The following is a 12,432-nucleotide window of genomic DNA, read 5'->3' as shown; positions in this document are numbered from 1 at the left end:
CGCATGACGACCACCGCTACTCGGCCCCGCATCACGGTTCGGCGGGTGGTGTTCACGCTCGTCCTCTTCAGCGTGACGACGTTGCTGTTCTGGGTGCCGTTCGAGGGGCTGTTCGCGGCCAGTGCGGAGTGGCCCGACCCGGTCCGGCCGATCGCCGCCGTCGTGTTCGTCGCGGCCGCCATCACGATGATCGTGCTGTTCACCCAGCGCGGCAGCGACCGTGCCGCGCGGATCTCCCAGTTCCTGCTGGGCTTCGTGTGGATCGCGTTCGTGTGGACGCTGATCACCGACGTCGTGCGGCTCGGACTCGCGCTGAGCGGTGTCGAGAACCCGTTCCGCTCCCGTTTCATCGCCGTGTTGCTCGCGGTCCTCATCGTCACCGTGACGGTCTACGGGGTGTACGAGGCGATGCGCGTGCCGCGGATCAAGCGCCAAGACGTGACGATTCCCCGGCTTGACCCCGCGTTCGACGGCCTGACCGTCGCCGTCATCACCGACACGCACTACGGCGCCATCAACCGCGCGAAGTGGTCGAGGGGCATGGTCGACGCGGTCAACGACCTCGGCGCCGACATCGCCGTGCACGTCGGCGACATCGCGGACGGCACCGCCGAGCAGCGCCTGGAGCAGGCCACCCCGCTCGGTGACGTGAACACCGGGCACCGCTTCTACATCACCGGCAACCACGAGTACTACTCGAACGCGCAGGGCTGGATCGACCTGATGACCCGGCTGGGCTGGAAGGCCTTGCGCAACGAGCACGTGGCACTGGAGCGCGGTGGCGCCAAGCTCGTGTTCGCGGGCATCGACGACATCACGGCCAGCCACTCCGGCGAGCCCGGCCACGCCGCCGACCTCGCGCTCGCGTTGCGCGGCGCCGACTCCGGCGCCCCGGTCGTGCTGCTGGCGCACCAGCCGTCCGAGATCAAGAAGGCCGTCGACGCCGGGGTGGACCTGCAGCTGTCCGGGCACACGCACGGCGGGCAGATCTGGCCGTTCCACTACCTGGTGCGGCTGCAGCAGCCGGTGGTCGCCGGCCTGAGCAGGCACAGCGACCGAACCCAGCTCTACACCAGCCGCGGCGCCGGCTTCTGGGGCCCGCCGATGCGCGTCTTCGCGCCCAGCGAGATCACTCTGCTGACGCTCAAAGCGAGTTGAGGTGACCGCTGTCGTTGAACCTGACCAAGCGGGGTGACTCACCGGTCGTGTAGCGGATGACCGTGAGCGCCGCGTGGTCGTGGTTCAGCGTCAGCCACCGCTCGGGCGGGGCGTCCAGCGCGTCCCGCACGAGCCAGCTGATCAGGAACGAGTGCGTCACGACCAGCACCGGGCCGTCGCCGGGCCGGGCGAACCGCGTCTCGGCCTCGTGGGCCAGCGCGGGACCGCGAGTGCGTTCCGACTCCGGGAACCGGCCGAAGAACTCGTCGTGGTCGGGGACGAAGTGCGGCACGTAGTCGCCCGCCGCCGCCTCGGCGCGGCAGGGCACGCGCAGCACGCCGGCGATGATCGACGCGGTCTCGGCGGTACGGGGCGACGGGCCGTGGTGCACGGCCACGAAACCCGTGCCCCGCAACCGTTCCGCCAGTGCCTCGGCCTGCTTGCGGCCACGCGCCGTCAGCCGGGACTCGTCCTTCGTCGCCTCGCCGTGCCGGACCAGGTGCAGATCTCTTGTCACACCGTGCAGTCTGCCTTGACGGCACTCGCGGCGTGATGGGCGTAGGTCGGTCCGGAGCTGTTCCAGTCCTGACCTCGGGTGACGAGCTGCACGGTCAGGTTTCCGCTGGCCCTGAACTTCCCGGCGGCTACCCACTGCCCCCGCTTGTCGACCTGCTTGATCGCGAACGACGCCATCGGGGTGCCGCCGACACCGTTGCGGTCGAAGACGTAGTACACGGTCGGGTTACCCCCGACCTGCTGCAGATCGCCCTGCGGGACGTGCACGGAGACGTCGCACGTGCCGGTCACCGCGAACGTCCACATGCCGTAGGCCGAGCTGTCGTCGCGGCGGGTGTCGCCGGACATCGGGATCGACACGAACGTCGAGCCGCACCTGCCGTCGCCGTGGTCGACCCAGCCCTTGCGGCCGTCGCGGTACGAGCCGACGCTGGTGTAGCCGCCGCAGCCGGGACCGGTCGTGAACGACTTGGCACCGCCGGGAGCCCTGCCGGTGTCGGCGGCGGGCGGCGGAACGGCGTTCTGCGTCGTCGTCGGCACCAGGCCCAGGGCGGACGAGGCGAGTGACGGGTCCATGCCGTTCACCGACGTCGCCTCCGACGGCAGCTCCTCCGGCGGGGTGATCAGGCCGGGGATGTAGCTGTGCGAGGGCTGCGCGACGTCCGTGCCGCTGCCGGAACCACCGTTGAACGTCACGATGGCGATCCCGCCGAGGACGAGGAGCGCGGCGATGGCGACGATCGCGGCGGCGCGGGGCTTGAGCGGACCGGCCGGCGGCTTCTCCTGCTGCTCCGGGAGCTCACCGGCCGAGGCCCAGCGGGCGGCACCCCTGGCGCGGGCAGCCTCCATCAGCGCCGGGTCGGGCGCCAGGTGGCGCTCGGTCGGTTCGTCGGGGAACTGGGTGGACACGGAGCGCAGTGTGCCAGGGACATAGGGCCACCCGAACGCGTGGTTCTTTCACGAACGGATGGTTTGGACTCAATGGACCGCACGCTGTGCAGGCAACTGGACTGTTTCGTCTACGCAACGTGACGGCAACCGGCGGAGCAGACCCTGATTCCTGACTCGTGAGTCAAGCTAAGCACCGTCTCGCACCTGCGCACACCCGGCGGACCGGGCCCGAAAAGCCGGATCTTGTCCCAGTTCCCGTGTCACAGAACGAAAACGCCTGCAGAACGCCTTGATCTCGTTGCGTTCCGGGGCGGCAGAACCGGTTCAGCGTCTCGATCTTCCCGTGAGAACGGCTGTAGCCAAGCTCTCCCGGCCCGCTTAAGGTGCCCGCCATGCCCTCAGGTAGACAGGCCGTCGTGCTGCTTGCCGCCCTCGTGGCGGGTTGCGGCACGGCGATCCCCGGTACCCCCGTCGCCGGACCGCAGTTACCTCAGACCTCGGCGCCTCAGACCGTCACCGTCGTGACGACGACGCCGCAGCCGAGCAGCAGCAGCGCCGTCCCACCGCCTGCTCCTCCGCCCCCGCCTCCTCCCGTCGCGAAGTTCGGCAACCCGAACGGCACCACCGCCGTGCCGCCGGAGGCCGCCGCCGAGGACACCTCGAAGCCCACCCGCGTGATCGGCACCGGCACGCCCGCGAGCTGCACGTCGCAGGCCGTGGTCGACGCGGTCGCCGCCGGCGGGGTCGTCACCTTCAGCTGCGGGGCGCAGCCGCTCACCATCCCGCTGGCCACGACCGCGAAGGTCCGCGCGAAGACCGTTCTCGACGGCGGCGGCCGCATCACGTTGAGCGGCCAGGGTCAGCGCCGAGTTCTCGACCACAACGCACCGAGGCTCGTGGTCCAGAACATCACCCTCGCGGACGGCAACTCGACCGGCGACACGGCCGACGGAGGGGGCGGCGGCGCGATCATGGTGCGCGGCGGTCAGCTCAAGGTCGTGAACTCCCGCTTCGCGAACAACAGGTGCGACACCAGCGGCCCCGACCTCGGCGGTGCCGCGATCCGCGTGACCGACTGGGCCGAGAAGGTGCCGGTCTACGTCACGGGCAGCACGTTCGAGGGCGGCGTGTGCTCCAACGGCGGCGCGCTGAGCAGCATCGGCGCCTCCTGGGTCGTGCTCAACAGCCTGATGAAGAACAACAAGGCCATCGGCCGCGGCGCCAACCCGGCCCGCGGTGGCACGCCGGGTGGCGGCAGCGGCGGCGCGATCTACAACGACGGCAACACGTTCACGCTGCGCGTCGCCGGTTCGCTGATCGAGGACAACCAGGCCAACGAGGGCGGAGGCGCGGTGTTCTTCGTCAGCAACGACAACTCGGGCTCGATGTCGGTCGAGGGCTCCACGTTGCGCCGCAACCCGAGCCTGGGTTTCGAGACCGTCAAGGGGATCTTCTACCTAGGCGTGGGCGGCAAGCCGAAGGTCACCGCTTCGACGATCCAGTGAGCCCGCGACCAGCAGGAGCGCGAGTCCGGCGACGGACATCGCCAGGCTGAAGCCGTAGACCCAGCGAAACCCCAGCTGCTGGGAGACGCCGAGCAACGCGCCCGCGACCATGCCGCCGACGATCTGGGTGTTGCTGAACATCGTCGTGGCGTGGCCTGGGCGGCCGGGGTCGAGGCTCTGGAAGTACGTGATGCCGACGCCCATGATCAGCGAGATCACGGTGGCGTGCAGCAACTGCGCGGCCATCACCTGCCAGATGGAGTCGGTGAACACCATCAGCCCGTGGTAGCCCAACGCGATCGTCGCGCCGATGAGCACGAGTCTGTGCTGCGACATCCGGTTCGCCAGCGAGCCGAACCACAGCATCATCGGGATCTCCAGCGCGGCGCACAGGCCCATCGCGATCCCGGCGTCACCGGCCGTGCCGTGCAGTTCGGTGGTGATGAACAACGGCAGGCCGCTCACCGCGAGGCCCACAGCCCCCTGCAGGAACAGGAAAGCGGCCGAAACGACCACCATGGTGCCGCCCGCGGAGCCGGCGGCTTCCTCCGCCTTCTCCTCCTCCGCCCGCGCGGGTGGCACCGGGAGCGTCAGGGCGAGGACCGCGACACCGAGTTGCAGCACGGCGGTGGACGCGAACAGACCGATCCACCCGGTCTTCGCGACGAGCAGCGCGGCCACCGGCGGTCCGGCGACCCACGCGACCGAAAGCAGTGTTCGCAGCACGCTGACGACCATCGACGGTCCCTGGGAGACCTGCCGGCCGTACGCGAAGAGCTGCGGCAGCAGGGCGCCCGTGATCGCGATGAACACGACGGACGTGCCGAGCAGGAACCAGTAGTCGCGCAGCACGGCGAACAGGCCGTAGCCGATCGCCCCGGCGACACCGCCCGCGGCGAGCAGGTACCGGCGCTGCACCCGGCCGTCCGAGAGCCTGCCCATGATCGTGCTCGCCACGACCTGCGCGACCGGGCTCACGATCAGGAAGAAGCCGAGCTGGAACGGCGTGACCTTGATTTCGCTGGTGAGGAACAGCGAGCCGAACGGCAGTGCGAACGCCATCGACACGCCCGACACGACGCTGATGCCGGAGAGTTGGAGGAAAGTACGGGACAAGAACGGCGAGGATGTTCTCTCGCTGAGTGCCGTCACTCGCCAATCGTGCTCTTTGAGCGGGCAATCAGGAAACTAGATATCCCATGATGCGGTCAAAATCTCACACCACGAGGACCGCTCCGTCCCGACGGTGATCTGCACCACCCCTGAGCAGGCCGGATTCGGTCATTTCGACCACCTGGCACCCACCGAAGAACATGCTCGGCGCGCGGAAACGGGTAACCGGGAGTTCACTTTCCGGTCGAATTCCCGGTTCGACGTGGAGGTGGTCTCCACTGAGGTGCATTCGTGGCGCGTCGACGGCGTCCTGGGCGGGCATGCCGCGGTCGAGCACGTTCACGAGCACCTGCAGGATCGCGCCGCAGATCCGGCTCGAACCCGCGCTGCCGAGCACGAGCTCGGCCTGGCCGTGCCTCGTCACCGCGGTCGGCGCCATCATCGACGGCAGCCGGTCGCCGGGCGCGTGGCTGAAGAACCCGTCCGGCGACAGGTCCTCCTCCCCCATCATGTTGTTCAGGTGCACGCCGGCGATCGAGATCCCGGAGCCCGCGCCGTTCGTGGTGGTGACGCTGCACGCCGTGCCGTCCGCGTCGAGCACGGAGATGTGCGTGGTGGAGCCGAGGCGGTTCAGGTGCGCCTTGGGGGTGGCGAGCGCACGGATGAGGTCCTGCTGCGACGGGTTGTCCGGCAACGCTTCCAGCATCTGCGTGAGCAACGCACCGCCCGCAGCGGGCGGTGGGTTCGTGTGGATGTCACGGCCGCGATGCCGCACGTGCAACGGCTCGCGCCGCACGGCTTCGTAGGCTTCCAGGTCCTGGCGGGTGAGGTCGCCGCCCTTCGAGGTGATCCAGTCGGTGATCGCGCCCGCGATGTCGCCGGTGTAGAACGGCGCCGCGCCGTCGCTGCCGAGCCGGTCGAGGGCCTCGGCGAGTGCGGGCTGCACGAGGAGTTCGCCTTCCTCGAACGCGGTGAGGCCCGCGCTGTGGGCGAGCGGCAGCAGCAGCGACGTGACGTACGCCTGGTACCTGTTGACCCGATGGCCTTCACGGGCGTGCATCGCCGCCGTGGCCACCAGTTCGTGCAGCGGCGCACGGCCGTAGGCCGCGGCTTTCGCGGCACCGGCGGGCATCCCGTACGCGGCGACCGAGGACGGTCCCACGTGGAACTCCTGCTGCGCGTCACCGAAGTGGACGGTGATGGGGTCCAGCGGAGCGCGGTCCCCCGTCGTGCCACGTCCCGGTGCGACGGCCGAGAAGTCCAGCAGCACCGGGGTCTCCCCGGCCGGTGCGATCATCATGTACCCGGCGGAGCCGAGGCCGGTCAGCAACGGCTCGGTGACGCAGGACGTCAGCATCGCCGCCACCGCCGCGTCCACGGCGTTCCCACCGGCGCGCAGCATCGCCGCGCCCGCCTGTGCGGTGAGCGGGTGGCCCGCCGCGATCGCGCCTCGCACCGTCGACCTCCAGAAGAGAAGGCGGTCAACGGTAGACCTGGGTGCGGTACGCCGACCACTCGGCCCGCCGAGGTTGGAACCCCGGGCAAAACGGGTATTTCGACGACCATGGAGTGGATCACTCGCCTGATGGAGGCGCTGGGCTCGCCCGGCGCGGGCCTCGCGGTCGCGCTGGAGAACGTGTTCCCCCCGGTGCCGAGCGAGGTGATCCTGCCGCTGGCGGGGTTCACCGCCGGCCAGGGCAAGATCTCGCTGGTCGCCGCCATCCTGTGGACGACCGCAGGGTCGGTCGTGGGCGCCCTGGTGCTGTACGGCCTGGGCGCGTGGCTCGGCGTGGAGCGGCTGCGCAAGGTCGCGGACAAGATCCCGTTCGTCACCGCGTCCGATGTGGACAAGGCCGACGAGTGGTTCGACAAGCACGGCACCAAGGCCGTGTTCATCGGGCGCATGGTGCCGGTCGTGCGGAGCCTGATCTCCATCCCGGCAGGTGTGTCCGGGATGCCGATCCTCAAGTTCACGCTCTACACGGCGGCGGGCAGCCTCGTGTGGAACAGCGCGCTGATCCTCGCCGGCTACGCGCTCGGCGACAACTACGAGCTGGTCGACCGCTACCTGGGGTGGGTGTCGACGGTCGTGCTGGCGGCGCTGGCCATCGCCCTCGTCTGGTTCGTGGTCTCGCGGACCAAGGCGCGCCGCTCGTAGAGCACCGAGGCGACCGCGATCGCCAGGCCGGCGACCGACAGCGCCACGCCGACCCACGCCGTCGAGGTGTAGCCCCAGCCGGCCGCGATGGCGAGGCCGCCGAGCCACGCGCCGGCGCCGTTCGCGACGTTGAGCGACGAGTGGTTGGACGAGGCCGCGAGCGACGGGGCGTCCGGCGAGGCGTCCATCAGCCTGATCTGCAGGGCCGCCGCGAGGATCTGGATGGTGAAGCCCAGCAGGAACAGGAAGAGGAACAGGAAGGCCGGGATGGTCGCGGTGAGCCCGAAGAGCACCAGGATCACGCAGACCGCGATCAGCCCGCCGAACACCGAGCCCGTCGGCGAGCGGTCCACGAACCGGCCGCCGAACGTCGCGCCGAGCGTCATGCCGAGCCCGAACACCGCGAGGACCCACGGCACCACCCCGCCGGGCAGCCCGGCGACCTCGGTCGTCAGCGGGGCGACGTAGGAGTAGACGGCGAACATGCCGCCGAAGCCGATCATGCCGGTGAAGATCGCGAACCACACCGTCGGACGGCCGAACGCGCGGACCTCGGCCTTCATGGACGCGCCCTCGACCTTGGGCACCAGCGGTACCCAGGCCGCGATCGCCGCGGCCGTGAGGAGCGCGATCACCGCCACCGCGAGGTACGCGGTGCGCCAGCCGATCTGCTGCCCCGCCGCTGTCGCGAGAGGCACGCCCACGAGGTTCGCCACGGTCAGACCGACCATCACACGGGCAACGGCCGTGCCGCGCCGTTCGGGAGCGACGAGCGTGGCGGCGACAACGGCCGCGATGCCGAAGAACGCGCCGTGCGGCAGTCCGGCGACGAACCGCGCGAGAAGCAGCAACGACTTGTCCTGCGCGACAGCCGACAACCCGTTGCCCAGGGCGACCGCCAGCATGAGGCTGATCAGCATGCCCTTGCGCGGGAGCTTGGCCCCGAGCACCGCGATCAACGGGGCGCCGACGACGACACCGGCGGCGTAGAGGCTGATCGCGTGGCCCGCCTCGTAGTCGGGGATGCCGAACGTCTCCGCGATCTGCGGCAGCAGGCCCATCGTCGCGAACTCGGTCGTACCGATGCCGAACCCGCCGAGCGCGAGAGCGGTCATGGCGCGGGTGCTGTTCAAGGCTTTCCCCAATGGGTGTCAGCAGCAGAGACCAGTTAGCTACTGGAACGATTTTACGGTCTTTCTGACGCGCTTCAGAAGACTCCGGGGCGGTGCCGCTGCTCACACGCCGTTCGAGTAGCACGGACACCACGGCGATCGCCAGGCCACCGACCGCGAGCAGGGCTCCGATCCAGTTCGGCGCGTGTAGCCGAGACCGTGCCCGATCGCGAGCCCGCCCAGCCACGCACCAGCGGCGTTGCCCAGGTTGAACGCCGCGATGTTCGCCGCCGACGCCAGCGCCCGCCGCGGTCTGCATGACCCGCATCTGCAGCGGCGGCACCGTGGCGAACCCGGCCGCGCCGAACAGCCGAGCAGCCCGATCACGCCGAGCCGAAGAACGCGCCGTGCGCGAGTGCCGCGACCACGCGACCGCTCATCAGCACGCCGTAGGTGTCCGCGAGCGCGGAGACCAGGTTGCCCGCGATGAACAGCACCATCAGCCCGAGCAGCATCTTGCGCGGCAGGCGCCCGCCGAGAACGGTCAGCAACGGCGCGCCGATCACGACGCCCAGCGCGTAACCGGAGATCAGCAACCCCGCACCCGGAATGGAACCGCCGAGCTCAGCCGCCACCTCGGGAAGCAGTCCCATGATCACGAACTCGGTCGTGCCGATGGCGAAGGGTTGATCGCAAGGGCGAGAGGCCGGTTCCGCCAGGAACCGGCCTCTCGCCTCGTTGTTCGACTCAGATGCGCGGGACGTCCACGAACGTGCGGCCGTTGAGCGGCTGCGTCGCGCGAGCGTTGCCCGCGGTGAACAGACCCTTGAACCGCGCGATGGTCGCGGCCGACACGTGCTGCTCGCCGGTCAGGTACCACTCGACGCCCTCGGTGAACGGCGCCGTGGTGAGCGAACCGGTGTAGTGCAGCGTGTGGTAACCCGAGGGCAGCAACCGGTTGAGGTCGATGGGCTCGATGTCGACCGGGGCGCCACACTCAGGCGAGAGCTTCGCCAGCACGTCGTCCACGACGGAGTGCGAGCCGACGACCAGCGGAACGCCGACCACCAGCAGCCTGCCCTCGGCACTGCGGTGCACGAGGTGCATCTCGAGCGGGGTGTTGCGGCCGCCGAACTTGTGCTCGGACGGCGTGTGGAAGTGGAACTGGACCAGGTCGTATCTGGTGCCCGCCACCGTGACGTGGCCGGCGCCGGGCTCGACCTCCGCCTCCTCTGTCTCCTCGTGGTCGCGGGTCGTGCAGCCGTTGGCCTGGTCCGCGTCCTTGCGGATGTACTTCAACTCCAGCGCGGAGTGTCCGTAGGTCACGTCGAGCTTGGGCGCGTGCGGGTCGAACCGGATCGCGTTGGACGTGACGTTCACGGGGCTTTGCTTCGGCGTCGCCGACTCGGCCGCGCCGCTCGCGAAGAAAGTCGCGGTGAGCACGAGTGGAAGAAGCGCCGGAAGGGACCGCTTGATGTTCATGGCGCTACTTTTCACCCGATCGGGTGAAATGGGGAAGAGAGTGTGGTCGCGCTCTCAACGACCCGAAATATTCCCGCCGCCCCAACCGGGACGAAACTGAACTGCTTCAGCCCGTCGACGTGCGAACATGCAGGTCAGAATGCCGCAAATTACTTGCAACAACGGCTTCAGCGGCCAGTTGGTTGACGACACAAATTCGAATTGAGACGGCATAGGCCAGGTGTTCGAAATGAAGAACTAGAACGTTCTTGATCACTATTGTCCGATTCAAGCGGATTTGCCGAATTTGCCTGAAGTGACTCCACTGACGCAGCGTGTACGCCAAGATGGACCGATGGTGACCGTCGCCGACATCCGCGCCGTGGCGCTCACACTGCCGCGCACCACCGAACACCTCATCCGCGACCGGGTGAAGTTCCGCGTGGGCCAGATCGTCTACGCGGCCCTTTCCCGCGACGAGACCGTGCTGGGCTTCGGCTACCCGCGCGAGGAACGGGAAGCGCTCGTCGCGAGCGATCCGCGCAAGTTCGCGTTCCCCAGCCAGGCCGACATGCGCTTCCAGTGGGTGCACGCCTCGATGGCCGAGCTCGACGTCGAGGAGATGACCGAGCTCGTCATCGGCGCCTGGATCTTGTGCGTGCCCAAGAAGGTCATCCGCGAGCACCTCGGCGAGGACTTCATTTAGTCAACACTGAAGCTATCGAGCACACAGGACTATTCGGCGCAGAGGCAGCCCACCCCGGGTTCGATCCACTCCCGACCGGCCCACTCGGGATGCCGCTCGACCAGCACCGCCGTCACCTCGGCCACGATCTCGTCGAGCGCCATGGCGGAGCCGCGCCGCCGCCACGTCTCGTCCCGCAGTTCGCCCAGGTAGTCCCGGACCCCTTGCAGCACACCGACATCCCCGACCGTCCCGTGTCCCGGCACGACCACGCGGGGCTGGCCGGCGATCAGCCCGTCCAGCACGCCGATCCACGCGAGCCCGGAGACGTCGGTGTCGTGCGGGGGGAACCACGGGAAGATCGCGAACTGCCCGGTCTCGGCCAGGTCGCCGGTGAAGAGCACGCCCGCGTCCGGCACCTCGACCACCTGGTCGCCGAGCGTGTGCCCGCGTCCGGTCGGCCGGAGCAGCACCGTGCGGCCGCCGAGGTCGAGTGCGCGGACGCCGTCGAACACCTCGTCCGGCACCGGGATCTCCACCTCCGCCAGCCGTTCGGCGATCGTGCCGCCGAAGCCGCGGAACTGCTGCAGGTAGCCGGATCCCTTGCGCCGCAGGTCATCTGCCTGTGCGCGGTTCACCAGGTAGGAGTCTTCGAAAGCGGACGCGCCGAACGCGTGCTCGGGGTGGAAGTGCGTCGTCGTCAGGTGGATGCGCCGGCCGCGCGCCACCTCTTCGGCGAAGTCCCGCACCCGTGACGCGTTGGTGAGGCCGAGTCCGGTGTCCACCACGAGGATCGCCTCGGTGCCGCTGACGATGCCGATGTTGGGCACCAGGCTGACGTGCTCGTTGGGGATCACCAGCACGCCGCCGGCCACCTCGGTTGCACCGGAGACGTGGACGGCGGGATCAGGGAGGTTCATGCACTCCACTCCACCCGCGAGGGCGGGGTGGCGTCCAAGACCATCTGCGCAGCCCCGATACCGCACGAGTATCGTGCCTGATCATGGAGCTGCGGACCCTGCGGTACTTCGTCGCCGTCGCCGAGGAGCTGCACTTCGGACGCGCCGCGCGGCGGCTCCACCTGAGCCAGCCGCCGCTGAGCCGGGCGATCAAGCACCTGGAGGGCGACCTCGGTGCCACGCTGCTGCACCGCTCCCCCGCCGGCGTCACGCTGACCGACGCGGGCCACGTCCTGCTCGCCGAGGCCAGGGCGCTGCTCGACCACGCCGACCGCATCCGCGTGAAGCTCGCCAGGACGACGATCACTGTCGGCATGCTCGGTGACCACGGCGCCGCCAGGCTGGCCGCGGCGTTCCGGCGCAAACACCCGCAGGTCGAGATCCGCGTGCGCGAGACCGACCTGACCGACCCGACCTGCGGTCTGCGCACCGGCCAGGTCGACGTCGCGCTGACGCGCGGCCCGTTCGACGAGAGCGGCCTGAAGACCCTGGTGCTGCGGCAGGACCCGGTCGGCGCGGTGCTCCGGCGCGACGATCCGCTCGCGGGCAGGGAACGGATCACCACCGACGACCTCGCCGGTCGCGACTGGTTCCAGTTCCCGGACGGCACCGACGAGATCTGGCGGAACTACTGGAACGGCGGGAGACCACGTACCGGCCCGACCGTCCGCGCGGTGCAGGAGTGCGTGCAGTCCGTGCTGTGGAACGGTTCCGTGGGCCTGGCGCCGCTCGGTCACGACCTGGGCGAGCTCGTCGTGGTGCCGCTGGCCGACATGCCGCCCAGCCCGGTCGTGATCGCGTGGATCTCCGACGAACCGCTCACGCTCGATTTCGTCGAAGCCGCGGCGAAGGCGTACCGCTGACCACGTTGCGC

General features: G+C 69.5%; 13 protein-coding genes. 5 read left to right on the top strand and 8 right to left on the bottom strand.

Annotated features, from left to right (window positions below; translation table 11 throughout):
* Nucleotides 1–3 precede the first annotated feature (3 nt).
* Complete coding sequence (locus LX88_RS33030) at nucleotides 4–1,158, top strand: metallophosphoesterase (RefSeq protein ID WP_258951701.1); 1,155 nt, start codon at nucleotides 4–6, stop codon at nucleotides 1,156–1,158.
* On the opposite strand, the gene LX88_RS33025 is transcribed toward LX88_RS33030, so the two are convergent.
* On the bottom strand, nucleotides 1,145–1,675 hold the full coding sequence (locus LX88_RS33025) for a histidine phosphatase family protein (RefSeq protein ID WP_258951700.1): 531 nt from the start codon (nucleotides 1,673–1,675) through the stop codon (nucleotides 1,145–1,147). The genes LX88_RS33030 and LX88_RS33025 overlap by 14 nt on opposite strands.
* On the bottom strand, nucleotides 1,672–2,583 hold the full coding sequence (locus LX88_RS33020; RefSeq protein WP_258951699.1) for a hypothetical protein: 912 nt from the start codon (nucleotides 2,581–2,583) through the stop codon (nucleotides 1,672–1,674). Before LX88_RS33020 ends, LX88_RS33025 begins: the two co-directional genes overlap by 4 nt.
* Before the next feature lie 374 nt (nucleotides 2,584–2,957).
* Between LX88_RS33020 and LX88_RS33015 the strand changes: the two genes are divergently transcribed.
* On the top strand, nucleotides 2,958–4,070 hold the full coding sequence (locus LX88_RS33015) for a hypothetical protein (RefSeq protein ID WP_258951698.1): 1,113 nt from the start codon (nucleotides 2,958–2,960) through the stop codon (nucleotides 4,068–4,070).
* Here the strand turns inward: LX88_RS33015 and LX88_RS33010 are convergent.
* The gene (locus LX88_RS33010; RefSeq protein ID WP_258951697.1) at nucleotides 4,023–5,186 is read right to left on the bottom strand and encodes an MFS transporter; all 1,164 of its coding nucleotides are present in this window, start codon (nucleotides 5,184–5,186) and stop codon (nucleotides 4,023–4,025) included. The two genes, LX88_RS33015 and LX88_RS33010, sit on opposite strands and share 48 nt — an antisense overlap.
* 100 nt (nucleotides 5,187–5,286) lie before the next feature.
* Complete coding sequence (locus tag LX88_RS33005; protein WP_258951696.1) at nucleotides 5,287–6,639, bottom strand: gamma-glutamyltransferase; 1,353 nt, start codon at nucleotides 6,637–6,639, stop codon at nucleotides 5,287–5,289.
* Between the two features lie 108 nt (nucleotides 6,640–6,747).
* On the opposite strand from LX88_RS33005, the gene LX88_RS33000 reads away from it, so the two are divergent.
* On the top strand, nucleotides 6,748–7,341 hold the full coding sequence (locus LX88_RS33000) for a DedA family protein (RefSeq protein WP_258951695.1): 594 nt from the start codon (nucleotides 6,748–6,750) through the stop codon (nucleotides 7,339–7,341).
* Here the strand turns inward: LX88_RS33000 and LX88_RS32995 are convergent.
* The 3 genes from LX88_RS32995 to LX88_RS32985 form a co-directional block, all read right to left on the bottom strand.
* The gene (locus LX88_RS32995) at nucleotides 7,248–8,456 is read right to left on the bottom strand and encodes an MFS transporter (protein ID WP_258951694.1); all 1,209 of its coding nucleotides are present in this window, start codon (nucleotides 8,454–8,456) and stop codon (nucleotides 7,248–7,250) included. The genes LX88_RS33000 and LX88_RS32995 overlap by 94 nt on opposite strands.
* Nucleotides 8,457–8,836: 380 nt before the next feature.
* Entirely contained in the window at nucleotides 8,837–9,106 is a 270-nt protein-coding gene (locus LX88_RS44785) for an MFS transporter (RefSeq protein ID WP_443674881.1), read from the bottom strand.
* A 94-nt stretch (nucleotides 9,107–9,200) separates the two neighbouring features.
* The gene (locus tag LX88_RS32985; protein ID WP_258951693.1) at nucleotides 9,201–9,935 is read right to left on the bottom strand and encodes a carbonic anhydrase family protein; all 735 of its coding nucleotides are present in this window, start codon (nucleotides 9,933–9,935) and stop codon (nucleotides 9,201–9,203) included.
* A 334-nt stretch (nucleotides 9,936–10,269) separates the two neighbouring features.
* Between LX88_RS32985 and LX88_RS32980 the strand changes: the two genes are divergently transcribed.
* Nucleotides 10,270–10,620 carry an MmcQ/YjbR family DNA-binding protein gene (locus LX88_RS32980; protein WP_258951692.1) on the top strand — a complete coding sequence of 117 codons (351 nt, stop codon included), beginning with the start codon at nucleotides 10,270–10,272 and terminating at the stop codon, nucleotides 10,618–10,620.
* 29 nt (nucleotides 10,621–10,649) lie between these two features.
* Here LX88_RS32980 and LX88_RS32975 read toward each other — a convergent pair whose 3' ends face one another.
* The gene (locus tag LX88_RS32975; protein WP_258951691.1) at nucleotides 10,650–11,519 is read right to left on the bottom strand and encodes an MBL fold metallo-hydrolase; all 870 of its coding nucleotides are present in this window, start codon (nucleotides 11,517–11,519) and stop codon (nucleotides 10,650–10,652) included.
* 83 nt (nucleotides 11,520–11,602) lie between these two features.
* On the opposite strand from LX88_RS32975, the gene LX88_RS32970 reads away from it, so the two are divergent.
* On the top strand, nucleotides 11,603–12,421 hold the full coding sequence (locus LX88_RS32970; RefSeq protein WP_258951690.1) for a LysR family transcriptional regulator: 819 nt from the start codon (nucleotides 11,603–11,605) through the stop codon (nucleotides 12,419–12,421).
* The last annotated feature ends 11 nt before the right edge of the window (nucleotides 12,422–12,432 follow it).

The organism is Lentzea californiensis (assembly GCF_024648825.1).
GTDB lineage: Bacteria > Actinomycetota > Actinomycetes > Mycobacteriales > Pseudonocardiaceae > Lentzea > Lentzea californiensis.
The sequence above is the reverse complement of the archived record's forward strand: the minus strand, read 5'-3'. Positions and strand labels throughout refer to the sequence as shown.

What these genes read in the sequence shown, in the direction of transcription:
- LX88_RS32995 (WP_258951694.1), bottom strand. Translation starts at nt 8,456, where the DNA reads ATGACCGCTCTCGCGCTCGGCGGGTTCGGCATCGGTACGACCGAGTTC.
- LX88_RS33015 (WP_258951698.1), top strand. Translation starts at nt 2,958, where the DNA reads ATGCCCTCAGGTAGACAGGCCGTCGTGCTGCTTGCCGCCCTCGTGGCG.
- LX88_RS32970 (WP_258951690.1), top strand. Translation starts at nt 11,603, where the DNA reads ATGGAGCTGCGGACCCTGCGGTACTTCGTCGCCGTCGCCGAGGAGCTG.
- LX88_RS33030 (WP_258951701.1), top strand. Translation starts at nt 4, where the DNA reads ATGACGACCACCGCTACTCGGCCCCGCATCACGGTTCGGCGGGTGGTG.
- LX88_RS32985 (WP_258951693.1), bottom strand. Translation starts at nt 9,935, where the DNA reads ATGAACATCAAGCGGTCCCTTCCGGCGCTTCTTCCACTCGTGCTCACC.
- LX88_RS32980 (WP_258951692.1), top strand. Translation starts at nt 10,270, where the DNA reads ATGGTGACCGTCGCCGACATCCGCGCCGTGGCGCTCACACTGCCGCGC.
- LX88_RS33000 (WP_258951695.1), top strand. Translation starts at nt 6,748, where the DNA reads ATGGAGTGGATCACTCGCCTGATGGAGGCGCTGGGCTCGCCCGGCGCG.
- LX88_RS32975 (WP_258951691.1), bottom strand. Translation starts at nt 11,519, where the DNA reads ATGAACCTCCCTGATCCCGCCGTCCACGTCTCCGGTGCAACCGAGGTG.
- LX88_RS44785 (WP_443674881.1), bottom strand. Translation starts at nt 9,106, where the DNA reads ATGGGACTGCTTCCCGAGGTGGCGGCTGAGCTCGGCGGTTCCATTCCG.